Below are 26,325 nucleotides of genomic sequence, written 5' to 3' on the forward strand. Positions count from 1 at the left end.
CCTCCCTATCTACACCTATCCCACTTATGCATATCCGTCTCACTACCCGCCTCCTTACCGCCCTCACACTCCTCGCTCTCGGGGCGTGCTCGATAAGGAAGTATCAGGGTCCAGATGACCAGATTTATATAGGTATCCGCAAGATCGAGGTTTCCGACCGTCCGCAGCACTCCTACGCTGAGCAGGCGATAGCCGCTGCCGAGGAGCGCCTCAACTATGCGCCCAACGGGTCGGTCTTCGGTAGTAGCTCTATACGCTTCCCCTTTGCACTCCTGAGTCCTGCTATCTACATGCACTTCTCTGCGGACTCTACGCTTGCGGGGCGCGTGATGCGTCGCCTCACAGCCAAGCCCGTCTGGATGCGAGACGTCAGCCCCAGCCTGCGTGCCAAGGTCGCCCAGCAGACGCTCCGTGAGCACGGCTACCTCCGCGCCACGACCAGCTCCGAGATCATCCCCGCCACGGCCGACTCTATGCAGGCACGTGTGGACTACAAGATGCAGCTGGGCCCACTCTTCCTCTTAGACAGCGTGCAGTACTTCCCTCGTGTCTACATCCGCCCTGGGAGATACTTCTACCATCACCGCCTCAGTGCCCTACAGAAGGGACGCCCCTTCTCCATCGCTGCACTCGAGGATGACCGCACCATCACCCGTGCCTTCCTCCGTGAGCACGGCTACTATTACCTCAAGTCTGAGCACATCGGCTACGAAGCTGATACCCTCATCACCCCACAGCGTGTGCACCTACGCACGGTACTCTCTACGAGCACGCCTCCCGAAGCGCTACGCCAGTGGCGTGTGGGGAAGATCATGCTCCGCCAGCTCCCCGAAGATCCTGAAGCCCCCACGAACCTCACCACGACGGATAGCGTAGCCCTCACCGACAGCATCGCTCTGTACTACTCGGGCCGCCCCATCGTCCGCCCCGGTACGCTGAGGACCCGTGTCCGCATCCGCCCAGGCAAGCTCTACAGCAGTCTCGAGGAGGAGCGCACACTATCGGCACTCACGGGGCTCAATGCCTTCTCCTCCGTAGAATTCTACTTCACCCCTCGTAAGACCTTACCCAAGGACTCCACAGCGGTAGATAGCACAGCGATGCGTAGCACGAGCGACTCGACCGCCGTACAGCGCCCCACCTTCTCGAGCGTCGCAGACAGCATCGGCACGCTCGATCTGATGATCCTCCTCAGGAAGGACAAGCCCTGGAGCACCTACCTCGGGGCGGCCTTCATGCGTAAGTCGACGGACTTCATCGGGCCAGGTATCTCGGCTGCTATCGAGCGAAGCAACGTCTTCGGTGGTGGGGAGAAGCTCTCCGCCAGCGTCTCTGGCTCCTATGAGTGGCAGACGGGGCGTAGCCCTGCAGACTCCTACTCGGTGTCTATCAATAGCTATCAGCTCGGTGCCGACCTCTCCCTCACCTTCCCCTCGATCCTCTTCCCTCGCCTCATCGATGCGTACTACAAGTACCCGACGTCGACGAGTTTCAAGGTCGCTCTTCAGAGTGTCAATCACGCGCGCTACTATACCCTACGCTCCCTCTCCTTCACGATGGACTACAACTTCCAGCCGTCGAGCAGATGGAGCCATCGTATCACGCCGCTCAGCCTGAACTTCACTCGGCTGACCCGCACGACGGAGCGCTTCGACCAGCTCATCCTCGCCAACCCCGCCCTTGGGCTTAGCTTGAGCAATCAGTTCATCCCCAAGGTCGGCTACGGCTTCACCTATACCCACCGCGAGGACGACAGCCCACACTACATGCAGCTCTCGGGCGAAATCAGTGAGGCAGGGAATCTCGTCAATGCTACGATGAGGGCCTTCGGTCGTGAATACAATGACACGAAGACGCTCTTCGGTGTACCCTTTGCACAGTTCGTCAAGGCTGCCATTGACCTCCGCTACTCCTACCGCATCGACCGCATGCAGACGCTGGCTACGCACTTCGCTACGGGAGCTATCTATCCCTATGGCAATGCTATTACGGCGCCTTATATCGAGCAGTTCTACGTCGGGGGTGCTAATAGTATCCGAGCCTTCACGGTACGAAGCCTTGGCCCAGGGAGCTACAATCCTACGACCGTCAATGCCTACTCCTTCATGGACCGCGTGGGAGAATTCAAGCTCGAGGCGAACGCAGAGTTCCGCCGTCACCTCTTCGGTAGCTGCTACGGCGCTGTCTTCCTCGATGCAGGGAATGTATGGCTCCTGCGCCCCGACTCCTCTCGTCCTGGAGCTGCACTCAGCGAAGCAGGCTCGTTGGGTAAGTTCCTCGACCAAGTCGCCGTAGGTACGGGAGCAGGTCTGCGCTATGACCTCTCGTTCCTCGTCGTGCGCTTCGATGTCGGTGTGGGCCTCCACTTCCCCTACAAGACGACACGAAGTGGCTGGTATAATATCCCCAGCTTCCGCGATGCCTTAGGCTTCCATCTGGCTATCGGATACCCCTTCTAAGCTGCTACGGCAAAGGCACCTACCCCTCTTCCTTCCCTCATCTTCACGAAAGTGCTACCCCAGACCCATAGCGGTAAGGGGTACGAACCTATATTGGTCGCTGAGTCAACCTATATAGGTCGTGATGCGGATCTATATTAGGTTCTTGCTTCGTGTATGGATAAAAGTTGTGGACGAGTCGCAGATAAGTTTGGGCTACGTACGTGGCTCTAATATCTACGTGCGTGGATATTTGGATTGACGTGCCTGGTCTTTAAGACTACGTACATAGACAGAAGAAAACCACTACGGGAAGGCGCTTTTTTCTTCACGAGAAGGACACTTTTCCCTCCATTGGATAAGAGGAATACTCGCGGTAACGACGGAGCTCCATGAAGAAGCTCCATGCAGCGGCAGCTCATGCCTCAAGCTATTCGGTGAGAATTAGCTAACTTTGCGCCAGTTCGGCGATGCCTCCCGCCTTGCATGAGGTAGGAACATCCCATTATTCACATCCTAAATATCATAGTGTAGATTATGACGATAGCACCTAATAAGTTCGTCGCACTCGACTACGAGCTGTACGTCGGTGATGAGAACGAGCGTATCCTGATGGAGCAGACCACCCCCGACCGTCCTCTGGAGTACATCCAGGGTATGGGTATGATGCTGCCCGCCTTCGAGAAGCAGCTCTTCGGCCTCAAGGCAGGGGACAAGTTCGACTTCGTCCTCAAGTGCGAAGAGGCCTACGGTGAGCCTTCTGACGAAGCCGTCCAGGAGCTGCCCCGTGAGATCTTCGTCGACAGCGAAGGCAAGCTCGATGCTCTGGTCGTCGAAGGTGCTACGCTGCCCCTGCACACGCCCGACGGGCAGATCATCCGTGGTAGCGTCCTCGAGATCAAGGAAGAAGTCGTCGTATTCGACTTCAACCACCCCCTGGCAGGCGAAGACCTCCACTTCATCGGCTCTATCAAGGAAGTCCATGATGCTACGCCCGAGGAGATCGAGCAGTTCTTCGGCGGGCATGATGGTGGCTGCGGCTGTGGCTGCGACCACGATCACGAAGGCCACGAAGAAGGTGGTTGCGGCGGTGGCTGTGGCTGCCACTAAGCACGCGTAATCATAGAGCACGGATACCCTGAGCCTTAGGCTCGTGGGCATCCGTGCTTTGCTATATCACCCCCTTCACCCGCCCACGACGATGAATACCTTCGGCAGGCTCCTTCGCCTAACCTCCTTCGGTGAGTCCCACGGACCCGCCCTCGGTGGTGTGCTCGACGGCTTCCCTGCAGGCTTCGCCATTGACGAAGCCGCTATCGAGGAAGCTCTACGTCGCAGACAAGGCGGACGAAGCGACCTCACTACCCCACGGCGCGAGAGCGACAAGGTACGCTTCCTCTCGGGTATCTATGAGGGGCGGACGCTGGGCGTACCCATTGCCTTCGTCATCGACAATGCCGACACACGAAGCCAAGATTACTCACAGCTCAGTGACCTTTACCGCCCTGGGCATGCCGACTTCACCTATCAGGCGAAGTACGGACACCGCGACCCACGAGGTGGCGGGAGAGCCTCAGCACGCGAGACCGTCGTGCGTGTCGTCGCAGGTGCTTTCTGTGAGCAGTGGCTTCGAGCCGAAGGCGTCCACATCTCGGCCTACCTCAGTCAAGTCGGTGCTGTCCACTATGATGACAGCCATCTGTATGAGGCGATTCATCTCACCGAGGGCGATAAGGTGCTCCTCCAGAGACGCTATGAGGACGTCGTACCCTGCCCCGACAAGGCGACAGCAGAGCGCATGGCAGCAGCCGTAGCCGAGGCACGCGATAGCCGCGACAGCATCGGAGGGGTCATCTCCTGCCGTGTCGATGGCCTCCCCGCAGGCTTAGGCGAGCCACTCTATGACAAGCTCTCCAGCCGCTTGGCCTCAGCGATGATGGGCATCAATGCCGCTCGAGGCTTCGAGATAGGCGATGGCTTTGCACTCGCCTCTGAGTACGGGTCAGCGGCCAACGATCCCTTCGTCCCCACCGAAGCAGGGGCTATCGGACAGCAGACCAACCACTGCGGTGGTCTCCTCGGTGGCATCAGCACGGGTGCACCACTCACCTTCCGCACGGCCTTCAAGCCCACCTCCTCCATCGGTCGCGAGCAGACGACCTGTCGCACTGATGGCACACCCACCCCCCTCTCTATCACGGGGCGCCACGACCCATGTGTCGCCCTGCGTGCCGTACCCATCGTCGAGGCGATGACGGCCCTTACCCTTATGGACTTTTACCTCCTCCACCGCGCCTACTCGACTGCGGAGCGAGGATAGAGAACTATACATGGCGAGCGTAGCAGCAAAGGAAAGTATCACTGGTACCATCGTGACCTACATAGGCGTCGGGATAGGCTTCCTGACGACCTTCTTCATCTTGGCCAAGTTCCTCACTCCCGAGGAGATTGGCTTGACGCGCCTTTTGCCCGAGCTGGCGACACAGCTCTCGGGGCTGGGCATGCTCGGGATGACCTATTCACTCAGTCGCTACTTCCCCTTCTTCCGCGACTCCGAGACCAACCCCTACCGTGCTGAGGATGGGCCGAACCACGGCTTCTTCTACTACGTGACGGTCGTCGGGGCGATCGGTGCCGTGCTGATGACACTCCTCTACATCCTCGCCAAGGGGCCTCTGATGTCGCTCTACAGCGACAGAAGCCCACTGCTCGCGGACTTCTACTATGCTGTGATACCGCTGACGCTCTTCACGATGGGATGGACGATCTTCGAGCTCTACACCTATCAGCTGATGCGTGTAGCAGTACCGAAGGGCATCAAGGAGGTACTCCTGCGTGTACTCCAGCTCGCCGCCTACCTGCTCTATGCCTTCGGCTACATCGACTTCACGACGATGGTGTGGGGCTTCATCGGGAGCTTCGGCGTCTGTATGCTTGCCAGCGGCGTCTACCTCGGGCAGATCACCTCGCTAAGCCTTCGCCACAACCCCAGCTACGTCTCACCCGAGATGCGCCGTGGCTTCTATCGCTATACGGCACTCTATACGCTGAGCTCGGTGGGCATCACGCTGGCAGGGCGTATGGACCTCTTCATGGTGGCCTTCATCGACCGCGGGGGGCTCTCCTCCGCTGGGGTCTATACGATGGCCTTCTATATGGTCTCGATCATTGAGATCCCGATGCGCGCTATCCTCAATGTGGCAGCTCCGAAGATCGCCGAGGCAGCGAAGCACGGCGACACGAAGCGCGTCGAGGACGTCTACCGCCTCGTAGCCTTCTATCAGCTCCTCTCGGGGCTCTTGATCTTCGCGATGATCTGGGTGAATATCGACAACATCTTCGGTATCATGCCCAATGGCGAGCAGTTCACCGGCGGTAAGTGGATTTTCTTCTACCTCGGGCTGGCGAAGCTCGTCGAGCTGACCTTGACCTGCAGCCATACGGTCGTCAGCACCTCACGCTACTACAAGTGGAATATCTACTACACGATCAGCGTGCTCGTGATGTCGTTCGTCTCCACCGTCTTCCTCATCCCAGCCTACGGCACACTCGGCGCAGCGCTGGCGATGCTCCTCACAAATATCGTGAGCTACGGCCTGCAGCAGCTCCTGCTGAGTGTGAAGATGCACGTCAGTCCCTTCACCAGTCGTATGCTCCTTCTGATACCGATTGCAGCCGTGGCGTGGGGTATTGATGCGCTCCTCCCGACCTTCAGCTCGGTATGGATCGACCTCTTCGTTCGCTCGGCTCTCGTGGGGCTGGGTCTGCTCCTCGCGCTCCTGGCTCTGCGCATCACGCCTGAGCTGATGAGTATGCTCGAGGGCAAGCTCCCCAAGCGCCTACGCCGCTAATCCCCGACGACACGTGACGAGCCTCCCGACAAGTCCCCAAGGCAAAGCGCCCCTTCGCGTGCTTCTGCTCTGCACCTCTGATGAGGGAGGCGGAGCGGCAGAGGCTTGTCGCCGCCTACTTGATGCCCTCACGGCTGTCGGCATCGAGGTACGTATGCTCGTCGTGAAGAAGGGTACGGCGGATGAGCGTATCGCCTCCGTCGCTGATACCACCCCACGACGCCTCTGGGCCAAGGCGGCCTTCCTCCTTGAGCGACTGGAGATCTACCTCCGCAACGGCCGCTCACGTCAGCATCTCTTCCGTGTCTCGACGGCGCGCTGGGGCTGTGATATCGCTTCGCACCCGTGGGTAAGGGAAGCCGATATCCTTCACCTGCATTGGATCAACCAAGGCTTCCTCTCCCTCACCACCCTCCGAAAGCTCGCTGCCCTCGGTAAGCCCGTCTTCTCTACCCTGCACGACCTGTGGGCTGCCACGGGCATCTGCCACCTTCCTCTGGAGCTGGGGCGTGAGGGCGCTAAGGAGTGTCCACGCTACCAAGCGGGCTGTGGCTACTGCCCCCTCCTGGCGAGTAAGCAAGAGCACGACCTCTCACGGACGACGCTTCGGAAGAAGGCTTTCCTCGCAGAGAAGCCCTTCCGCTACATCGCCGTCGGCAGTGCCGAAGTCAAGCTCTTCGAGCGAAGCCCACTGATGCAGCGCTACGGAGCGCCAGCTATCCTCGCCAATCCCATTGATCTCAGCCTCTTCTCTCCTGAGACAGCGACTGCGATACCCGCACCCTTCACCCGCAAGGCGGGGCGCTACTACGTCACCATCGTCGCGGCCCGCCTCGATGATGAAGTCAAGGGGCCACACCTCCTGATGGAGATCGCTCAGCAGCTCCAGCTCCGCCATCCTGAGATCGCCGAGCGCACGACACTCCTGCTCGTAGGGGGCATCCGCCGTGAGGGCTACTTCGACAGCCTCGCTCTTCCCCACATCGCCCTCGGGAGCATCCGTGACCGCGCACAGCTGGCGAGCCTCTATGCCGCCTCGGACGTACTCATCTCCACGAGCGTCTATGAGACCTTCGGGCAGACGCTCGTCGAAGCACTATCCGTGGGCACCCCCGCCTTGAGCTTCCGCTGCTCGGGGCCCGAAGATATCATCCTCGACGGGGTCAATGGCTACCTCGTCCCCGCCTATGACACAGCGGTCTATGCCGATCGCCTCGCCGCCCTCCTTGGACGAGAGCGAGACGACGCAGGGGCTTTCTCCCCCCGCACCTGCCGCGAGAGCGCCCAGCGCTTCGGAGCACCTGCCGTAGCCTCCCACCTTGTGGAGCTCTACCGCACGGCACTTGACCGAGACAGCTCCGCCGAATAATCACCTATACCCTGACTGCTACGATGCAACCACGTATATCCATCATCACGATTTGCTACAACGCTGCCAGCACGATCACCCGCACGCTCCGTAGCGTCTCGGCACAGACCTATCCGAACATCCAGTACCTCATCATCGACGGAGCTTCTAAGGACAACACGCTGGAGCTCGTCCGCGAGCTGGCTCCTGAGGCCGAGATCTATAGCGAACGTGATAAGGGGATCTATGATGCGATGAATAAGGGGCTCGACCGAGCTACGGGCGACTACGTGTGGTACGTCAATGCAGGCGATGCCCTGGCCAGCCCCACCACCGTTGAGGATCTCGTCCGAGCTACCTGCACGGGCGACAGCCTCCCCGACGTACTCTACGGAGACACGCGCCTCATCGATGCCGAAGACCACGATCTCGGGCTAAGACGCCTGCGCCCCCCTCACCAGCTCGACTGGCGTAGCTTCCGCTCGGGGATGCTCGTCTGTCATCAGGCCTTCGTCGCTAAGCGAAGCATCTCGCCCCACTACGACCTCAGCTACCGCTTCTCTGCCGACGTCGACTGGTGCATCCGTGTACTCAAGGAAGCCAAGACCACGGCCTTCTATCCCGAGCCGATAGCACTTTACCTCAACGAAGGGACGACGACAGCCAACCATCGCGCCTCGCTCATCGAGCGCTTCCACGTTATGCGCCACCACTACGGACTCGTGACGACCGTCCTGCAGCACCTGCGCTTCCTCGTCGACCGCAAGCGCTAAGCCTGCCCCTCCCGACTTTATTCCGCCCTCTTACCGAGGTCTGCCCCGAGGCTACACGCCCATCGGAGCAGACCTCTTCCTTATATAGAGAGTGTGCAGTACCGCTGATCCCAAAGGGTAAGTATAGGTATAGATTGTTGCTCCGCGTATGGATAAAAGTTACGGACGAGTAGCAGATAAGTTTGGGCTACGTACCTGGCTCTAATATCTACGTACGTGGATATTTGGACTGACGTGCCTGGTCTTTAAGACTACGTACATAGACAGAGGAAAACCTCTACGTGAAGGTGCTTTTTTCTTCTCGAGAAGGACACTTTTCCCTCCACTGGATAAGAGGAATACTCACGACAAGGCGAAGGGCTTGATCACTTCGGAGAGGTATATCGGGGAGCTGGGCGCACAATGCCTTAGCACAATTTCCTCCACCGTAGCCAACGGCTTACCGCTACTCGCCCCTTAATGAGTACTTTTGCAAAAGACAGTTCGCTCCATACCTCAAGAATGGATATACTCACTCAAAACAACTAAGCACTATGTCACTTTTCGGCAAGTTCACAAAGAAGGAGAACACGACTTCACCCTCCTCCGTACTTCCTACGATCATCGAGACACTTAATAAAGCGGGGTACAAGTCACAGCGTCAAACCGAATCCTGTGTGGGCTATGACGACGACGGGCTCTACTGCAACTTCTGCTATCTCGAGAATGATCCCGAGTTCCTACTCGCACAGGCTACCTTCGAGCGCGGAGCCTTCTCTGCTGCCGACGAACTGCTACTTCATCAGATCTGCGCTAAGGTGAATGCAAGCCAAAAGGCAGGTAAGGTTTATATTGACGGAGAGGGAGAACTGACCTTTACCGTGGAGGCCTTCATCCCCTCGGGTACTCCCATTGATCTTCTCGCGCTACATATGACTAAAGCTCTCGGATCGACGATTGCGTTCTTCCACCGCACGTACTGGGATCTTACTGGGGATAAGGGGGAATAACGCCCCTCCCGAGGTGCTTGCTCCTCCGCCTTAGACGACCGATGGTAGGGCGGACACAGAAGAAATAGTCGGTTACCCTCATACAAGTATTCGTCCCGCATACGAACGTGTAGTCGTTCGTATGCGGGACGAATAGTCGTTTGCCCCCCACAGCAATAGTGGTCCGCGTACACACCAGTAGTCGTCTATGAATTGACCCGATAGAGCATCACTCACGATCCACTCTAATTACGGAGTCGTGTAGCACGAGAAGAGGAGCTACAAGGGACTTCTGATATAGGGCAAGTTTGCCGAATAATCCGCTTCACGCTGGTAGCTACGTCCTCGATACAGCCCACCGATTTTGATGCGCAAGCCCTGCCTCCACACGGAGCTTAAAAGGCTATTAATCTCCAAAAGGTTATCTTTGTGTAGAAGCCCATATAGCGCAAGCTGCATGGGTCATTGTCGAATACAAACCAATTTTAGTTAGAGCAATGGCACTTTTTGATAAGTTTACTAAAAAGAATAGCGAGGCAGCGACTCTCGTCCCCTCATCTGTACTCCCTACGATCTTAGAAGCACTCTCCAAGGAAGGTTATCGCCCCGAGCGCGACAACGAGATCCGCATCGTCTATAAGAACGAAGGCATCTTCTGCTGCTTCTACTACCGTGAGGATGACCCTGAGTTCCTCCTCGTACGTGCCACTTTTGAGCGTGCCGCCTTCGATGACGTGCACGAAGCCTTCCTCTACAAGGCCTGCGCTAAGACGGACTTCGACCAGAAGGTCAGTAAGGCCTATGTCGATGAAGAGGGCGATATCGTCTTCTCGGTCGAAGCCTTCATCATGCCTGGCACGCCCATTGACCGCCTCGCGCTCCGCATGAGCGACGCTCTGGCCTCGACGGTCGCCTTCTACCACCGCGCCCTCAAGCAGCTCGTCGAAGAGTACAACAAGGAGAACGGTGACGATAGCGAGCCCAGCGCTCCTGTCACTCCGACGACCACTCTCCCCAACTAATCACCTCCTCTCTGGGGAGCTTATAGCAGGCTACGAAGCGTAGCAGGAGAGCAGCACTCCGACATCATATCACGTCATCTTGACACAGGACAGCGGACATTTTTGGACAAATAGCCAAGAGTCAAGAATATTGGCACGCGCTTTGCTATTCGTAAATAAATGCTAACTTTACCGCTGTAAACTCCCACTATGCGCCTCTCCACCCAGGAGAGTGAAAAGCCGCAGCGTGGGCCTAAGACAACGGATATATAGAATAATAAAGACGTACTGGACTTATGAAGACAATGAAGCTATTCCTCCTGATGGGAGTGGGGCTCCTGTCAGGTACGGCTGCCCTGGCGCAGACCGACAACAAGTACCTCGACGACGCCTACTATCGCCGCAGCGACCTCAAGAAGATCGATAAGGAAGAGCGCCGCAAGGCCGAGCTACGCCGCGCCGCCGAGAAGGCCGAGCGTGAAGCCTGGGAAAAGGAACAGGCCGCACTCATCGCCAACTACAAGAAGAAGCAGGCCGATCGTGAGATCGATGCATACAACGGGCACCTCTCCCTGCCCGAAGACACCATCACGCTGACCCGTAGCGAGCTGGGTCGTCTGCTCAAGGAGCAGCGCCAGAAGGATGGTGGAGCAGAGGTCTACGGCCCCTACTCCTCTCGTCTCAGCCGCTTCTATGGAGATGGCTCGATGACGATCCAGGGTGCTCGTCGCGTCTACATCGACGCAGACCCTTGGTACAATGATATCGACTACCGCTATGCGGGACCCGATGTCTATGTACGCGTAGGGAGCAGCGACCCCTTCTGGGGAAGTCGCTTCGGCTGGGGTGCCAGCTGGGGCTGGAGCTCATGGTATGATCCCTTCTACACCTCCTCTTACTACTATGGTTATCCCCGCTACTACGGTAGCTGGTATGGAGGCTACTACGATCCCTACTACTATGGCTACACCCGTGGCTACTATGGTGGGTACTACGGCTCTCGCTACGGAGGCTGGTATGACGGCTACTACGGTGGCTATTACCCTGGCTACTACTATGGCTATGCCGCAGGGGCTGCTACGCGTGCCTACAACGAGCACTACTACAACAACCCCTACTCGCACGGGGCCCGCTCGACGACTCGCCGCGCAAGTGGCTACTCAGCCTACTCCAGCGTACGCGATCAGGGCTACATCGGCCCACAGCGCTCCTACGATCAGGGTAGTATGTCACAGCAGGGTCGTACGATCTACAGCGACTATCCCCGCACGCAGCAGAGCCGTCCCGTAGAGCAGCAGCGTAGCTACGACAGCTATCCTCAGCGCAGCTATGATCAGGGCTCTTCGAACTCGACGAACAACTCCAACTCTGGAGGTGGCGGTGGCTACACGGCTCCCCCACGCCGTCGCTAAGGCTTGCCCTAAGGGTATATCGTTTACTCCACCTTTATTAGATTGGATAACTCATGAACATCAAGCATAAGATCTTAGGCGTAGTGGCACTGAGCCTCCTACCCCTATCACTGAGTGCACAGAGTGAGATGGAAGCCTTCCGCCTTGGCTCTCCTCATGAGCCTGTAGGATCAGCACGCTATGCTGCCCTCTCGGGCGCTATGGGTGCCGTAGGCTCTGACGTCGCTTCCCTCGTACGCAATCCTGCGGGGATCTCCCTCTTCCGTGGGAACAACCGTCTCTCGCTGACCCTCGGTGGTGGCTTCGGTGCCGACCGTGGTGTCTGGTACGGCACGTCTACCTCGCAGGACATGAAGGGGAAGTTCCTCTTTGAGGAGTTCTCCTATCAGGCTGGTACGAATAGAGCCTCACGTGGCCCCGTATCCTTCGCCTTCAGCATTCGCAATGCAGGGCGCTTCGACCGCGAGCTCCACGCTTCGGCAGTACTGCCTCAGAGCGCGAACTTCTCCTCGCTGGCAGACTTCTCTGCTGCGCGTACGAACAACGCTCGCTACGACAATCTGCGATCCCCTAACGTCGATAGATACTTCGAGAAGAGCTACATAACCACGACTGCAGCCTTTAAGAACGACTATATACCCTGGATGTCTATCCTCGGTGCTGGCGCAGGATGGATCGATATCGACAACGGCAGCAGAAGCTACCGCTCGGCTTATATGTATAGTACCGCTCCCGATGGGACGCCCTATCCACAGCCCAGCATCGGTCTGCCCGACAATGCGGACCTCGTACTACGCGAGAAGGGGAATATCACCGACTACGATATCGCCCTCGGCTTCGAGGCTAACGATGCTCTGCACTTCGGGGCGGCGCTCACGCTCTCCTCACTGGACTATGAGATGGCTTCGTACTATCACGAGGCTTTCCGTGGCAACAACTACCTGACACTGCAAAACACTAAGAGTGTATCAGGCTTCGGAGGTAGCGTCGGACTCGGACTTCTCTACGAGCCTGTCGAAGGGCTTCGTCTCGGTGCTTCGCTCTATACGCCCACCTTCTACTCGATGAAGATGGACTTCCAGGCGAGTAGCCTCGGCGGGTACAACAACAAGGCCAACGAAGTCGTCACGCCTAAGAGTGCAGCTAACTCCTACGCCCTGCGTGGCAACTGGCGCTTCGGGCTCAGTGGTGCGTACTTCATCGGTCGTCATGGCTTCATCAGCGCTGACTATGACTATACGAGTGGTTCTCTGCGCCTCAGCAACAGCACCTATGACGAATATGATGGCAGTGAGATTGGCTTTGAAGAAGACAACGCTCGCCTGAAGACGAACTTCGGTGGTGTGCACACCGTCCGCCTCGGCGCCGAAGCTATGCTTAGCGACCGCATCGCCCTGCGTGCCGGTTATCGCTACTCCTCTTCGCCCGTCAAGAACGCTCGTCTCCAGGGCGATATGGCGTCGACCGAAGTACTCGTCTCGGGTCCCGCGGTACACTACACCCTCCCCGACAGCCAGAATAGCTTCTCGCTCGGTGCGGGCTTCCGCATCACCCCCAGCCTCTCGCTGGATCTGGCGTACGTCTACTCCGATGCCAAGGCTCGTACCTTCGCCTTCCCCTACGTCAACGACTACGGCTCCTACCTCAATGCTTCGGATGCTGACATCCGTGCAGGTAAGGTCAAGCCCGATGAACTCGTAGGTATGCAGGCTATCAAGGAGACGAACCAGCGTCACAAGGCTGTAGCTACCCTCTCTATCCGCTTCTAATAAGACCAACGTGGGGCAGGTGTCTCGGCACCTGCCCCGCATATTGATATCAAAATCTCCATTACACACATCGCATGAACAACTCTCAATTCCCCTTCCAGGACGAACCACTCAGCTCATCACGCGTCGCTTATGACTTCCCCGCACTCGTACGTCAGTCTGTCGTACGTGCCTTCGTATGGATGGCGCTCGGTTTGGCTATCACGGGGCTTACGGCTCTCTTCACCGCTGACTCAAACCTCTTGGACTACCTATTTGAGCACCAAGGGCTCTTTTGGGGTCTCTGTATCGGCGAGCTTGCTCTGGTATGGATCCTCTCGCGCAACATCATGAAGTTCTCCATCCCAGTAGCGACGGGGGCCTTCGTATTCTACTCCGTACTCAGTGGTGTCACGCTAAGCCCTATCTTCATCGTCTACACGGGTGAGTCCATTGCCTCGACGTTCTTCATCACGGCGGCGACCTTCGGTGCGATGGCTGCCTTCGGTTACTTCACGAAACGCGACCTCTCGAAGGTGGGCAGCTACCTCTATATGGCACTTATCGGGCTGATCATCGCTACCTTGGTGAACCTCTTCCTCAAGAGTGATACGCTCATGTGGATCATCAGCTACGTCGGTGTGCTCATCTTCGTCGGCATCACAGCCTACGACACGCAGATGATCAAGTCTCTGGTAGCAGAGTCTATCGGTGATGAAGAGCGTACGAAGAAGATTGCCCTCCTCGGTGCACTCCACCTGTACCTCGACTTCATCAACCTCTTCCTCTATCTGCTCCGCATCCTCGGTAGACGCAACTAATAAGATCTCACCGAGATCACAATATAGAGGGTGAGCTCCCAGACGGGTAGCTCACCCTTTTTTTATACCTTTATCTAACGATAACAGTGCAGTAGCACTGATCCTCCTACATTGTCGATCCATCTATGAAGGGAATAGTCTTAGCCGGGGGTGCAGGCACGCGCCTCTATCCCATCACCAAGGGCGTGAGCAAGCAGCTCCTGCCTATCTATGATAAGCCCATGGTCTACTACCCTATCTCGGTGCTCATGCTCGCTGGGATACGGGATATCCTCATCATATCTACCCCCGAAGACCTACCCGCCTTCCGTCGCCTCCTCGGCGATGGTAGCGACTACGGCGTGCACTTCTCCTATGCAGAGCAGCCTCGCCCCGAGGGGCTGGCACAAGCCTTCCTCATCGGCAAGGACTTCATCGGCGGCGACTCTGTATGCCTCGTACTCGGCGACAATATCTTCTACGGCATGTCCTTCACGCAGACCCTGCGTCAGGCTGTCGAGGATGCCGAGGAGCGCAATGAAGCTACCGTCTTCGGCTACTGGGTCAGCGACCCTGAGCGCTACGGCGTAGCGGAGTTCGCTCCCGACGGCCGCTGTATCTCTATCGAGGAGAAGCCCAAGGAGCCTAAGAGCAACTACGCTGTCGTGGGGCTGTACTTCTACCCGAACTCCGTCGTCAAGGTCGCCGAGGGCGTACGGCCCTCGGCCCGTGGCGAGCTGGAGATCACGAGTGTGAACCAAGAGTTCCTCCGCCGTGAGCAGCTCCTCGTGCAGACACTCGGCCGTGGCTTTGCATGGCTCGATACCGGTACGCACGACTCACTCTCTGAGGCTTCGACCTTCGTCGAGGTCATCGAGAAGCGTCAGGGGCTGAAGATTGCTTGCCTCGAAGAGATCGCTTACCGTGCTGGTTGGCTCACCCGCGAGGCACTCATCGAGCTCGCTGCTCCTATGGCTAAGAACCAGTACGGGCAATACCTACTGCGTGTGGCCGACATGAAGTAATCCCCATCCGCCTCACTTCTCCATGCAGATCATCCCTACCTCGATCCCCGAGGTCGTCATCATCGAGCCACGCATCTTCCGTGATGGGCGGGGCTATTTCTTCGAATCCTTCAGCGAGCAGCGCTTCGCCGAGCTCGTCACTCCTATCCACTTCGTCCAAGACAACGAGAGCCGCTCCAGCTATGGCGTGGTACGTGGCCTGCACTTCCAGCTCTCACCTCACGCCCAGGCTAAGCTCGTGCGTGTCGTCCGTGGACGGGTACTTGATGTAGCTGTGGACGTGCGCGTCGGCTCTCCGACCTTCGGGAAGCACGTCGCCGTCGAGCTCTCTGAGGACAATCATCGGATGCTCTTCCTGCCTCGTGGCTTTGCACACGGCTTCAGTGTCCTCAGCGATGAGGCTGTCTTCCAGTATAAGTGCGACAACTACTACGCGCCCGATGCAGAGGGAGCCATCGCATGGGATGACCCCGCACTCGGCATCGACTGGCAGCTGCCCGCCGAAGCCATCTGTCTATCCGAGAAGGATAGCAAGCATCCTCGCCTCGCCGAAGCGCCACAGCTCTTCGACTACAGCCCGACCAGCCGCCTATGAAGATCCTCGTCCTCGGAGCCTCAGGCCAGCTCGGGCGCTGCATCGAGCACGTCGCTCAGGGCGCTACCGACCTCTATCACTTCGCTACGAGAGAGACGCTGGACCTCTCCGACACCTCGGCTATCGAGCAGTTCGCTACCCGTGAGGGCATCGAAGTCATCATCAACTGTGCGGCCTACACCGCTGTCGACCGAGCCGAAGACGAGCCCGAGCAGGCGGACGAAATCAACCACCTCGCCGTAGCACGTCTCTCGGAGCTCACCGAGCGCCTCGGCATCTTCCTCATCCATATCTCCACCGACTACGTCTTCTCTGGGCGCAGCTCTATGCCCTACACGGAGGACATGCCCACGGAGCCTATCGGCGTCTACGGGCAGACGAAGCGCCGTGGCGAAGAGGCGATACAGCGCCTCGCACCCCGCCACATCATCCTGCGCACCTCATGGCTCTACGCTCCCTATGGGGCGAACTTCATGAAGACCATGCTTCGCCTCGGTAAGGAGCGCCCCGAGATGCGCGTCGTCTTTGACCAAGTCGGCACCCCGACCTCGGCACTCGATCTGGCACGCTGCATCGTGGGGATCATTGAGCGTAGACAGCTCGATAAGACTGGGCTCTACAACTTCTCCAATGAAGGCGTGTGCTCTTGGTACGACTTCGCCGAAGCCATCTTCCGCCTCTCGGGCTACGACACGCAGCTCCACCCCATACGCAGCAGCGAGTACCCGACACGTGCGGAGCGCCCCCATTACTCTGTCCTCGACAAGGCACGTGTGCGCGAAGCCTTCGGCATCACCATCCCCCACTGGCGCACCGCGCTGGAGGAATGCCTGCAGCTCACCGCCTCACTCCCCGAATAATCCTCTTCACCACCCACTCATGCACTATCACCGCTCCCTTCTCATCACCGGCGGCGCTGGCTTCATCGGCTCGCATGTCGTCCGACTTCTGGCCAATAAGTATCCACAGTACCACATCGTCTGCCTGGATAAGCTCACCTATGCGGGCAACCTGAAGACCCTTGAGGATGTCGCAAGCCTCCCCAACTATACCTTCGTCGAAGCGGACATCTGTGACTACGAGCGTATGCGTACTCTCATCACGGAGCATACCATCGACGGTATCATCCATCTGGCGGCAGAGAGCCACGTAGACCGAAGCATCTCCGACCCGTTCACCTTCGCCCGCACCAACGTCATGGGTACGCTGAGCCTACTCGAAGCTGCCCGCGTGACGTGGGGCGCTACGCCCGAGCGCTTTGAGGGGAAGCGCTTCTACCACATCTCCACCGACGAAGTCTATGGCGCACTGGAGATAGGCGGGGGCTTCTTCACCGAGGAGACCAAGTACGCTCCGCACAGCCCCTACTCTGCCAGCAAGGCCTCCAGCGACCACTTCGTCCGTGCCTACCACGATACCTATGGCCTGCCAACGATCGTGACGAACTGCTCGAATAACTACGGCCCGTACCAGTTCCCCGAGAAGCTCATCCCCCTCTTCATCGACAACATCCGCAAGCGCAAGCCCCTGCCCGTCTACGGCAAGGGAGAGAACATCCGCGACTGGCTCTTCGTCGAAGACCACGCACGCGCCATTGACCTCATCTTCCACAAGGGGAAGACCGCCGACACCTACAATATCGGGGGCTTCAATGAGTGGCGCAACATCGACCTCATCCACCTGCTGGTGAAGGTCACCGACCGCCTCCTGGGCAACCCCGAAGGTCACTCCGAGGAGCTCATCACCTTCGTCACCGACCGTGCGGGGCACGACCTGCGCTACGCTATCGACTCATCGAAGCTACACCGAGAGCTTGGCTGGGAGCCCAGCCTCCAGTTCGAGGAAGGTCTGGAGAAGACTGTGAAGTGGTACCTCGAGCATCAAGACTGGATCGACCACGTCAGCCAGCGCGTGAGCTAAGTCTACCCGCTCCTCCTCGCATCAAACACAACGTGGGCTACCCTCAGAAGGAGAGGGTAGCCCACGTTGTATTTAGGGAAAAAGAAAAACACTACCATAGGATCACTCACAGCCCTCAGATGGAGGCCTACCACAGCGACATCGCACGGTAGGTGATATGAACCTATATTGGTCAGCGAGTCAAGCTATATTGGTTCGCTCACGGACCTATATAGGTCACGCGACGAACCAATACTGGTCGCGCCACCGACCAATATAGGTTCATACCACCCTCCTCTATAGAAGTGCATAGCCCTTTGCCAAAGCTATAGTCGATCCAGCTCGCCGAGGCTGCTCTCCACCTTATTAAACTTCTGCTTACCGAGGCTATAGCTAAGGCGAAGGATCACCTTACGACTTTCGCTACCGAACCGTGTAGTCAGGTCCAATGCCCCCTTGTGCCCATAGTTGTCCCAGCGATCGGTATGGAAGATATCCGTCATCAAGAGCGAGAGGCGCAGGCGATCATCAGCCCACATACGGCTAAGCCCGATATCCAGACTACCATTGGGCTTGATGACTTCGTAGCTCCCACCCTGGCGCTTGGAGTTATAGCGACCCGACAATTCAAGGTTAAGCCCAAGGGGAAGAAGGATGCTATTGCTCACCGACATAAGGTATGAGGGGCGCTTGTATTCCTCCTTGTAGGTCTCGTAGTCCAGCTTATTCACGAAGTAGTACAAGCCGAGATTTGCACTGAAGTCCCACCACGGGGTAAGGCGCTTGGAGAAGAGTCCCTCCAGCCCCACCTGCTGCTGTGCCCCGATATTCTTCGTGGTCATGACGGTCTTCGTCGTCCCGAGCGCATCTGTGATCGAGGTGAAGTAGTCGTCGAGCTTGGAGTAAGAGAGGTTAAGAGAGAGGCTGTTCCACACATAGCTCAGGATAAGTTTATTGCTAATCTGTGGCTTGAGGAAGGGGTTCCCCTTCCAATAGGACAACTCATCAAGCAGATACTCAAAGGGGTTAAGATCTTCGTAGCGGGGCTTATCTTGGCGGCGACTATACAGCAGGGCTACCTTGCTCTGCTCATTGAGGGCATAGGAGATACTCAGGTTGGGGAAGAGTCGTAGGTGGCTACCGCTATGCTCCTCCCCGTCCTGACTGGAATAGGCATTGAGCTTGCTGGAGGTGTGCATATACTCCAGACGTAGCCCCGCACTAAGCTCCAGCTTCCCCAGAGTATGGGTGTACTGCGTATAGCCCTCGATATTCCCCTCGTCATAGTGGAAGGTATTTGAGCGCTGGTTATCGATAGCTCCATTCTTCTTAAAGAGGAAGGTATTGTGGCTTCTGATGAAGGAGGTCTTAGCACCAGCGAGCCATTCACTCTCATCATTGGGCTTGTACTTATAGTCCGCCAGGAGCGCATAGATATCTATATCCTTGTCGGGCTGTGAGTAGAAGAAGTCCGAGCGCACCAGCATGTTGGTCGCAGAGTAGTAGGTGTTGGGCTGCTCACAGCGCGCTGTGCCGTCAAAGCGTGTCCAGTCTGCAGTGATAGAGAGCTGGTGCTTGTCAGATGGGCGATAGAGATAGTTCAAGCTATTGCTGTAGCGGAGGGTCTTCTGCTCCACATAGTCATTACGCGCCCGAAGGATGCCGTCCAGCGTAGTTGTCCCTTGATAGACTTGGGTCTCCGTAGCTGTGACCCCAGGACCAGCGAGTAGATTCACCGAGCTATTGACGAAGAGCTTACTCGTCGGAGTGGCCTGCCAAGAGAAATCAATCCCCGCCGAATAGGTATTACGCATATCGGTATCTACCGTCTCGGAGAGATACTTATTCCCATCCTGAAGCCTCTCATAGCCGTAGTCCATCGCATGATGCCCGATGGCATGGTTATAATTGAGCCCCAGTTGCCACTTATCTGTATTGTAGGATAGAGCGAGGTCCGAGCTCTGGCGAAGGTTCTCCCAATAGGCAAAGCTGTGTGAGGTGGTGAGGTAAAAGCCAGACCGAACGGATGCCTTCGTTATGATATTGATGACGCCACCAGCTCCATCAGCTCCAAAGCTGGCATTCGGACTCGGGGAAGTCTCTATGCTGGAGATCTTTGAGGAGGGGAGCGAGCGTAGATAAGCCGATAGCTCTTCCCCCTTTAGCATCAGCTTCCGCCCATTGACATATATCGCTGTCCCCCCGATGGCCGCCAAGGAGATATCCCCCTTGTTGCTCACCAAGATGCCCGGAGAATGCTTCAGCACATCCAGCGCAGTCCCTATATCTGTGAGGTAAGACTGAGCGACGTGAATCCGGATCTTCCCATTGGATGCGCTGGTCAGCGAGCGGGACTTGCGAGCGGTGACGACGACATCCTTTAGGGAAACATCCTCTACCTCCAGCTGGATATCGGGGAGTGTATCGGCCGAGGCGATAGCTATCTTTCTCTTCACCTCCTTATAGCCCAGTGCCCTTATACAAAGGAGGAACTCTCCCTTGCGCTGGAGGATCGAATACTGCCCAGCAGCATCAGTGAGTACGGACTCTACGAGGACATCTCCTGGAGAAGCTACCAGCATGACGACGGCTGCATCCACTCCCTGGCGGTTCTCGTCGAGGACTCTCCCCGTGACCTTTGTCTGCGCACTTCCCGAGATAGCACAGCCTATCGCCATACAAAACAGGAAGAGCCTTAGCGTAAATCTATTCATTGCTTTAGTGGTGGTGGTTACAAGCTCGCTGGGACTGACCGCCCCACACTTGTGATGGATATTGAGGAGCTGCGGAAGCAACTTGATATTCCCTTATATGCAGGTATATAGCAAAGGTACGGTTAATTATATCGATTTTATTAAGCCACAAGTCCACACGGCGCCCACATCAAGGTGCAGGCTATTCGTGCTTGACACAGCACTTCAGCCGAGCGTCCGTGAGGAAGTGGAGTGAAGCTGTAGGAGAGTGCGTCAAGCTATATTGGTTCGCTCACGAGCCTATATAGAGACTGTTGCCGAGAGTCCTGTCCTCTATTTAGAGTGCTAAGGCATTGCGCGCCCAGCTACCCAATATACCTCTCCAAAGTGATACACAAGTCCTTCGCCTTATCGCGAGTATTCCTCTTATCCAGCGGAGGGAAAAGCATCGTTCTCGTGAAGAAAAAAGCGCCTTCCTGTAGTGGTTTTTCCGCATCTATGTACGTAGTCTTAAAGACCAGGCACGTAAATTCAAATATCCACGTACGTAGATATTAGAGCCACGTACGTAGCCCAAACTTATCTACCACTCGTCCGCAACTTTCACCCCTAAGCGGAGCAACAGCCCAATATAGGTCACGCGACGAACCAATACTAGTCACGCCATCGACCAATATAGGTGCATACTACCCTCCTCTATAGGACAACTAAGTGACAATAGGACCTACGGCTTCGTAGCTTCTATTCCTTTTCTGCTATTTGCCTCGAATTACCCGCTTCGGGCAGAGCGACTACGGGGAAAAGGTCGTACCTTTGTCCTCACCTATTATATATATGGAGATGGACACAAAGAAGATTACTGAAGAGCCTTACGACAAAACCGACCTGGACGAAGCTGTAGAGACCCTGCGCCGCGGTGGGATCATCCTCTATCCCACAGATACTGTATGGGGTATCGGTTGCGATGCCACCAACGAAGAAGCCGTGCGCCGTATCTACGAGCTCAAGCGTCGCGAAGACAGCAAGAGTATGCTCGTCCTCGTCGGGGAGACCTACGAAGTCGAGCGCATGGTGAGCGAAGTCCCCGAGGTCGCCTATGACCTTATGGAGCTCGCCGTGCGCCCCATCACCATCATCTATCCCCACGCCACAGGCGTAGCGCCTAACCTCCTCGGCGAAGGGGGCTCCCTCGGTATCCGCCAGAGCCGTGAGCTCTTCTCCTCCGCCCTCTGCAAGCGCCTGCGCCGTCCCATCGTCTCCACCTCCGCCAACATCAGTGGGGAGCCTACCCCACTCTTCTTCTCGGGCATCAGCCCCGAGATCGTCGCTGGCGTAGACTATGTCGTCAAGTACCGACAGAGCGACGAGACGCCTCGTGAGCCCTCTCAGATCATCATGCTCGGTCCCACGGGCGAGGTCAAGGTCATACGCCCATAGCCGCTGCACACGCCGATGTCTGCCTTCAGTCAAGCCATCACACCTCTGCTCGATCGTCTCATCAGCTGGCGAGAGCGCCACATCAGCGAGCGCTACTTCCTCCTCATCCTGAGCCTTCTCATCGGGGTGACGATGGCGCTTGTGGCTGCTCTCCTCAAGTTCATCATCCACGTCGTCGAGAGCTTCATCCTCCAGAATATCGAGGATCATCACTACCTCTACCTACTCTTCCCCGCGCTGGGGATCCTCCTCTCCCTGCTCTTCGTCCGCTACATCGTGCGGGACGATATCAGCCATGGGGTGACGAAGGTGCTTAGCTCTATCTCCCAGCGTAAGAGCCGCATCAAGCCGCACAACACCTGGAGCTCCATCATAGCCAGTGCCCTGACCATTAGCTTCGGGGGATCGGTAGGGGCTGAGAGCCCTATCGTAATGACGGGTGCAGCCGTGGGGTCGAACTTCGGACGTCTCTTCCGCCTCGAGCAGCGTAACCTTATGCTCCTCATCGGCTGTGGTGTCGCTGGTGCCCTCGGGGGCATCTTCAAGGCTCCTATCACAGGGCTTGTCTTCGTCATTGAGGTCCTACTCCTTGACCTCACGATGGCCTCCGTCCTCCCTCTCCTGGTCAGCTCCGTCTCGGCTGCTGCCGTGGCCTACGTCCTCTCAGGGAAGGAGATCCTCTTCCAGTTCATCCAGACCGACCCCTATCATATCGAGCGCATCCCGCTGATGATCCTGCTGGGCGTGGTGTGCGGGCTGATGTCGCTGTACTTCTCGAAGACGATGTTCCGCTTCGAGAGCGAGCTGAAGCGCATCAAGGACATCCGCCTGCGCTACCTCATCTCAGCGGCTATCCTCTCCCTGCTCATCTTCGTCTTCCCTCCACTCTATGGCGAAGGGTATGACTCGGTGAATATCCTCTTGGACGGGCAGTACACGCAGCTCCTCGATGGGAGTATCTTCGAGGCGTTCTCGAACTCCTACTGGGTCGTCTTCGCCTTCTTCCTCCTCACCGTCCTCTTCAAGGTCTTCGCCTCCGTAGCGACGAACTCGGGCGGTGGCTGTGGCGGGCTCTTCGCTCCTACCCTCTTCATGGGCGGGCTCACGGGCTTCATCTTCTCCTATCTGGTGAACTACTTCAGTTCGCTCAACGTCTTCATCTCCCCTAAGAACTACATCCTGCTCGGCATGGCAGGGCTGATGGCTGGCGTGATGCACGCCCCACTGACGGGTGTCTTCCTCATCGCAGAGCTCTCGGGCGGGTACAACCTCTTCCTGCCACTGATGCTCGTGTCGCTGACCTCCTTCGCCACGATCCGTATCTTCATGCCCCACAGTATCTACTCACTCCGCTTGGCAGAGCAGGGCAAGCTCCTCACGCATCAGAAGGATACGGCCGTACTGACGCTGATGAATCTGGAGAGCGTACTGGAGCGTGACTTCGAGGTCGTCTCCCCCGATATGACCCTCGGTGAGATGGTCAGCGTCATCTCGGTGAGTCACCGCAACTCCTTCCCCGTGGTCGATGAGCGCGGAGTGCTCGTCGGCATCGTCGAGCTGGATAATGTACGCAACATCATGTTCCGCCCCGAGCTCTATGAGCGCTACAAGGTGCGTAAGATCATGGTCACTCCCGAGGTCAAGGTCTCCTCAGCGACCCCGATGACGGAGGTCATGCGCCTCTTCGACGAGACGAAGGCGTGGAAGATGCCCGTCGTCGATGAGGAAGGGCGCTACCTCGGCTTCATCAGCAAGAGCGCGATCTTCAATAGCTACCGCGAGGTACTCAACTGCACCTTCATCGGGGACTAAGTCTCCCCGCCCCATATCCCCGTATGTATAAGCCTACCGTCGTCTACGAAGACAACCACCTCCTCTGCGTCAGCAAGCGCCCCGGCGAAATCGTCCAGGGCGACAAGACGGGCGATGAGCCGATGAGCGAAGCTCTCAAGGGTTGGCTCAAGGAGAAGTACAACAAGCCAGGCAACGTGTACCTCGGCGTGATCCATCGCTTGGACCGACCCGTGGGTGGACTCGTCCTCTTCGCCAAGACGTCGAAGGCGCTCAGCCGTATGAATGAGCTCTTCCGCACGGGAGACGTCTCGAAGCGCTACTGGGCCGTCGTCACGGCTCGCCCGCCGAAGCACTCCGACACCCTCGAGCAGTACCTCGTGCGCAATGAGTCGCAGAACAAGAGCTACGTAGCTCGCCAAGGCGCTGCGACGCCTGGCGCCAAGCTTGCCCGACTCTCCTACCGCCTACTGGCCTCGGGCGAACACTATCATCTCCTCGAGATCGAGCTCCACACGGGCCGTCATCATCAGATCCGTTGCCAGCTCGCTGCCCTCGGCTGCCCTATCAAGGGCGACCTGAAGTACGGTGCTCCTCGTAGCAACCCCGGCGGGAGTATCAGCCTACTTTCCAGACAGATATCCTTCACACACCCCGTGAGCAAGGAAGCCCTCACCCTCACGGCTCCCGTACCCGACGAACGGCTATGGCACGACCTCGAAGCCGCCATCGCGCCGTAGGTTTGGTGAATTGAGAAAGTAGTATTACCTTTGCAGTGCTCAAGCGGAAAGCAGAGCATTTACATGGTGGTTGTAGCTCAGTTGGTTAGAGCACTGGATTGTGGTTCCAGGTGTCGTGGGTTCGAATCCCATCTTCCACCCCCAAAACTGAAGAGTGCTTGGCTTATTGAAGTCAAGCACTCTTGTTTTATATACACATACCCTCACGCCGCCTCGATGCCCCACGTGCAGCACCTCTATCTCTTCTCTCGCCCTACGGACGAAGAAGACCAGCAGCTCAGAGCCCTTCTCTCTGAGACGATAGGCGCTACACCGAAGGTAAGTATCACGGACACTCCACAGGGCAGACTCTACAGCTACCCTACGGAGCGAAGTGTGAGCGAGACGGAGCTACGCCGTGAGCTCCTCACGCACCTCATCCCTTGGGGGCGCACCACACACAGCGCCTTCTACCTCCCCTCCACGAGTGCCACAGCCGAGATCACACACGTCGCCTTCGACCTCGACGGCACGCTCACGACGACGGAGCTGCTGCCCGAGCTGGCACGTCTCTCAGGTCGCTCGGAGGAGATGACTGCCCTGACCGAAGCGGCTATGGCAGGCGCCACACCCTTCCGTGAGAGCTTCATGCACCGCACTGAGCTCCTTCGTGGGCTCTCCCGTGAGGCCCTTCACTCGGTCATCCGCAGCATCACCCTCCCCACTGACACCACGCTTCTCCTCCGCGAGCTCTCCCTCCCCACGGCTATCGTCACGGGAGCTTACCAGCCCTTCGTCGAAGATATCTGTGAGCGAGTCGGTCTCTCCGCCTTTGTAGGGAGCACCGTACGCTATACCGCTGACGGCGACTTCGACGGACTCGACCCCGAGGGTATCATTGATGCCGAGGGTAAGCGTGCCTTCCTCGAGGAGTGGACTGCAGGGGCGCTCGCCTCGACACTCTATACGGGCGATGGTGCCAATGACCTTGATGCCCTCGCCGCCGTAGGGCATGCCCTCTTCTACACCGCACAACACGGAGATCTGCGTGGCCTCGTCCATCAGATCCTCTCCGCAGACCTCCCACCCCTCTTCCCGACTACACGATGAACATCCGCCTCGACGAGAGCTGGCGTACCGCCCTTGCGCCTGAGTTCGACAAGCTCTACTTCAGCATCCTCACCGACCGCATCCGCCAGGCTTACCAGCATGAAGGCCCGATCTACCCCCCAGGAGGGCTCATCTTCCGTGCCCTCGATGCCTGCCCCCTCCCTGCAGTGCGCGTCGTCATCTTAGGACAAGACCCCTACCACGGTGCAGGGCAAGCCGAGGGCTTAGCCTTCTCCGTGCCAGCGGGCGTCCCCATACCTCCGAGCCTCATCAACATCAAGAAGGAGATCGCCTCCGACCTCGGCCAGCCCTCGACCATCCCTGACGGGCACCTCCTGCCGTGGGCAGAGCAGGGCGTCCTCCTCCTCAACACCACCCTCACCGTCCGCGCCGGTATGGCAGCGAGCCATCAGGGCCTCGGCTGGGAGACCTTCACCGATGCTATCATCGAGACGATCAACCGCAGCTGTGACCACGTCGTCTTCCTCCTCTGGGGAAGCCCTGCCCGACGCAAGGGAAGTATGATCGATCGCACCCGCCATCTCGTACTCGAAGCACCACATCCCTCCCCGCTCTCGGCTCATCGTGGCTTCTTCGGATGCCGTCACTTCAGCCAGACGAATGCCTACCTCACCCAGTGGGGCAAGGCACCCATCCGCTGGTGATACGCTCTATATTGAGTATATCAATATACCTATATAAAGTCCCGTGCTTTTT

21 protein-coding genes and 1 tRNA gene are annotated in these 26,325 nt (G+C 57.6%); 21 read left to right on the forward strand and 1 reads right to left on the reverse strand.

Features of this window, described 5'->3' with window-relative positions; genetic code table 11:
- Positions 1-26: 26 nt before the first annotated feature.
- From tamL to rfbB, 15 genes are all read left to right on the forward strand, one after another.
- On the forward strand, positions 27-2,459 hold the full coding sequence (tamL, locus tag KO088_RS05125; protein WP_215493854.1) for a translocation and assembly module lipoprotein TamL: 2,433 nt from the start codon (positions 27-29) through the stop codon (positions 2,457-2,459).
- Between the two features lie 516 nt (positions 2,460-2,975).
- The gene (locus KO088_RS05130) at positions 2,976-3,548 is read left to right on the forward strand and encodes an FKBP-type peptidyl-prolyl cis-trans isomerase (protein WP_215493855.1); all 573 of its coding nucleotides are present in this window, start codon (positions 2,976-2,978) and stop codon (positions 3,546-3,548) included.
- Positions 3,549-3,639: 91 nt separating this feature from the next.
- On the forward strand, positions 3,640-4,758 hold the full coding sequence (aroC, locus tag KO088_RS05135) for a chorismate synthase (protein WP_215493856.1): 1,119 nt from the start codon (positions 3,640-3,642) through the stop codon (positions 4,756-4,758).
- A 10-nt stretch (positions 4,759-4,768) separates the two neighbouring features.
- A complete protein-coding gene (locus tag KO088_RS05140; RefSeq protein ID WP_215493857.1) occupies positions 4,769-6,289 on the forward strand; it encodes a lipopolysaccharide biosynthesis protein in 1,521 nt (506 codons plus the stop codon).
- Between the two features lie 58 nt (positions 6,290-6,347).
- Positions 6,348-7,658: a glycosyltransferase gene (locus KO088_RS05145; protein WP_251419824.1), complete on the forward strand. Its 1,311-nt coding sequence runs from the start codon at positions 6,348-6,350 to the stop codon at positions 7,656-7,658.
- 23 nt (positions 7,659-7,681) lie between these two features.
- The gene (locus tag KO088_RS05150) at positions 7,682-8,410 is read left to right on the forward strand and encodes a glycosyltransferase family 2 protein (RefSeq protein ID WP_215493859.1); all 729 of its coding nucleotides are present in this window, start codon (positions 7,682-7,684) and stop codon (positions 8,408-8,410) included.
- Positions 8,411-8,943: 533 nt separating this feature from the next.
- Positions 8,944-9,399 carry a YbjN domain-containing protein gene (locus KO088_RS05155; RefSeq protein ID WP_215493860.1) on the forward strand — a complete coding sequence of 152 codons (456 nt, stop codon included), beginning with the start codon at positions 8,944-8,946 and terminating at the stop codon, positions 9,397-9,399.
- 476 nt (positions 9,400-9,875) lie between these two features.
- Positions 9,876-10,400 carry a YbjN domain-containing protein gene (locus KO088_RS05160; RefSeq protein WP_215493861.1) on the forward strand — a complete coding sequence of 175 codons (525 nt, stop codon included), beginning with the start codon at positions 9,876-9,878 and terminating at the stop codon, positions 10,398-10,400.
- Positions 10,401-10,675: 275 nt separating this feature from the next.
- Positions 10,676-11,791 carry an OmpH/Skp family outer membrane protein gene (locus KO088_RS05165; protein ID WP_215493862.1) on the forward strand — a complete coding sequence of 372 codons (1,116 nt, stop codon included), beginning with the start codon at positions 10,676-10,678 and terminating at the stop codon, positions 11,789-11,791.
- A 53-nt stretch (positions 11,792-11,844) separates the two neighbouring features.
- On the forward strand, positions 11,845-13,560 hold the full coding sequence (locus KO088_RS05170; RefSeq protein WP_215493863.1) for an OmpP1/FadL family transporter: 1,716 nt from the start codon (positions 11,845-11,847) through the stop codon (positions 13,558-13,560).
- Positions 13,561-13,634: 74 nt separating this feature from the next.
- Positions 13,635-14,360 (forward strand): Bax inhibitor-1/YccA family protein, encoded by a 726-nt coding sequence (locus KO088_RS05175; protein ID WP_060935742.1) that lies wholly within the window; start codon positions 13,635-13,637, stop codon positions 14,358-14,360.
- 125 nt (positions 14,361-14,485) lie between these two features.
- Positions 14,486-15,364, forward strand: a complete 879-nt coding sequence (gene rfbA / locus KO088_RS05180) for a glucose-1-phosphate thymidylyltransferase RfbA (RefSeq protein ID WP_060935743.1) — start codon at positions 14,486-14,488, stop codon at positions 15,362-15,364.
- A gap of 22 nt (positions 15,365-15,386) precedes the next feature.
- Positions 15,387-15,959, forward strand: a complete 573-nt coding sequence (gene rfbC, locus KO088_RS05185; RefSeq protein WP_215493864.1) for a dTDP-4-dehydrorhamnose 3,5-epimerase — start codon at positions 15,387-15,389, stop codon at positions 15,957-15,959.
- Entirely contained in the window at positions 15,956-16,819 is an 864-nt protein-coding gene (rfbD, locus tag KO088_RS05190; RefSeq protein WP_215493865.1) for a dTDP-4-dehydrorhamnose reductase, read from the forward strand. Before rfbC ends, rfbD begins: the two co-directional genes overlap by 4 nt.
- Positions 16,820-16,838: 19 nt before the next feature.
- Positions 16,839-17,879 carry a dTDP-glucose 4,6-dehydratase gene (gene rfbB, locus KO088_RS05195; RefSeq protein ID WP_215493866.1) on the forward strand — a complete coding sequence of 347 codons (1,041 nt, stop codon included), beginning with the start codon at positions 16,839-16,841 and terminating at the stop codon, positions 17,877-17,879.
- A gap of 305 nt (positions 17,880-18,184) precedes the next feature.
- On the opposite strand, the gene KO088_RS05200 is transcribed toward rfbB, so the two are convergent.
- Positions 18,185-20,572 (reverse strand): outer membrane beta-barrel protein, encoded by a 2,388-nt coding sequence (locus tag KO088_RS05200; protein WP_215493867.1) that lies wholly within the window; start codon positions 20,570-20,572, stop codon positions 18,185-18,187.
- A gap of 819 nt (positions 20,573-21,391) precedes the next feature.
- Here KO088_RS05200 and KO088_RS05205 point away from each other — a divergent pair.
- The 6 genes from KO088_RS05205 to ung all read left to right on the forward strand — a co-directional run bounded on the left by KO088_RS05205 (position 21,392) and on the right by ung (position 26,273).
- Positions 21,392-21,988, forward strand: coding sequence for an L-threonylcarbamoyladenylate synthase (locus tag KO088_RS05205; protein WP_215493868.1), 597 nt, complete (start codon positions 21,392-21,394; stop codon positions 21,986-21,988).
- A 15-nt stretch (positions 21,989-22,003) separates the two neighbouring features.
- Entirely contained in the window at positions 22,004-23,800 is a 1,797-nt protein-coding gene (locus KO088_RS05210) for a chloride channel protein (RefSeq protein WP_215493869.1), read from the forward strand.
- Positions 23,801-23,823: 23 nt separating this feature from the next.
- Positions 23,824-24,519, forward strand: a complete 696-nt coding sequence (locus KO088_RS05215; protein WP_215493870.1) for an RluA family pseudouridine synthase — start codon at positions 23,824-23,826, stop codon at positions 24,517-24,519.
- Positions 24,520-24,584: 65 nt separating this feature from the next.
- Positions 24,585-24,663, forward strand: a tRNA-His gene (locus KO088_RS05220).
- Positions 24,664-24,744: 81 nt separating this feature from the next.
- A complete protein-coding gene (locus KO088_RS05225) occupies positions 24,745-25,608 on the forward strand; it encodes an HAD family hydrolase (RefSeq protein WP_215493871.1) in 864 nt (287 codons plus the stop codon).
- A complete protein-coding gene (ung, locus tag KO088_RS05230) occupies positions 25,605-26,273 on the forward strand; it encodes a uracil-DNA glycosylase (protein ID WP_215493872.1) in 669 nt (222 codons plus the stop codon). The genes KO088_RS05225 and ung overlap by 4 nt, the downstream gene beginning before the upstream one ends.
- The last annotated feature ends 52 nt before the right edge of the window (positions 26,274-26,325 follow it).

Source organism: Porphyromonas bobii (assembly GCF_943169685.1).
GTDB lineage: Bacteria > Bacteroidota > Bacteroidia > Bacteroidales > Porphyromonadaceae > Porphyromonas > Porphyromonas pasteri.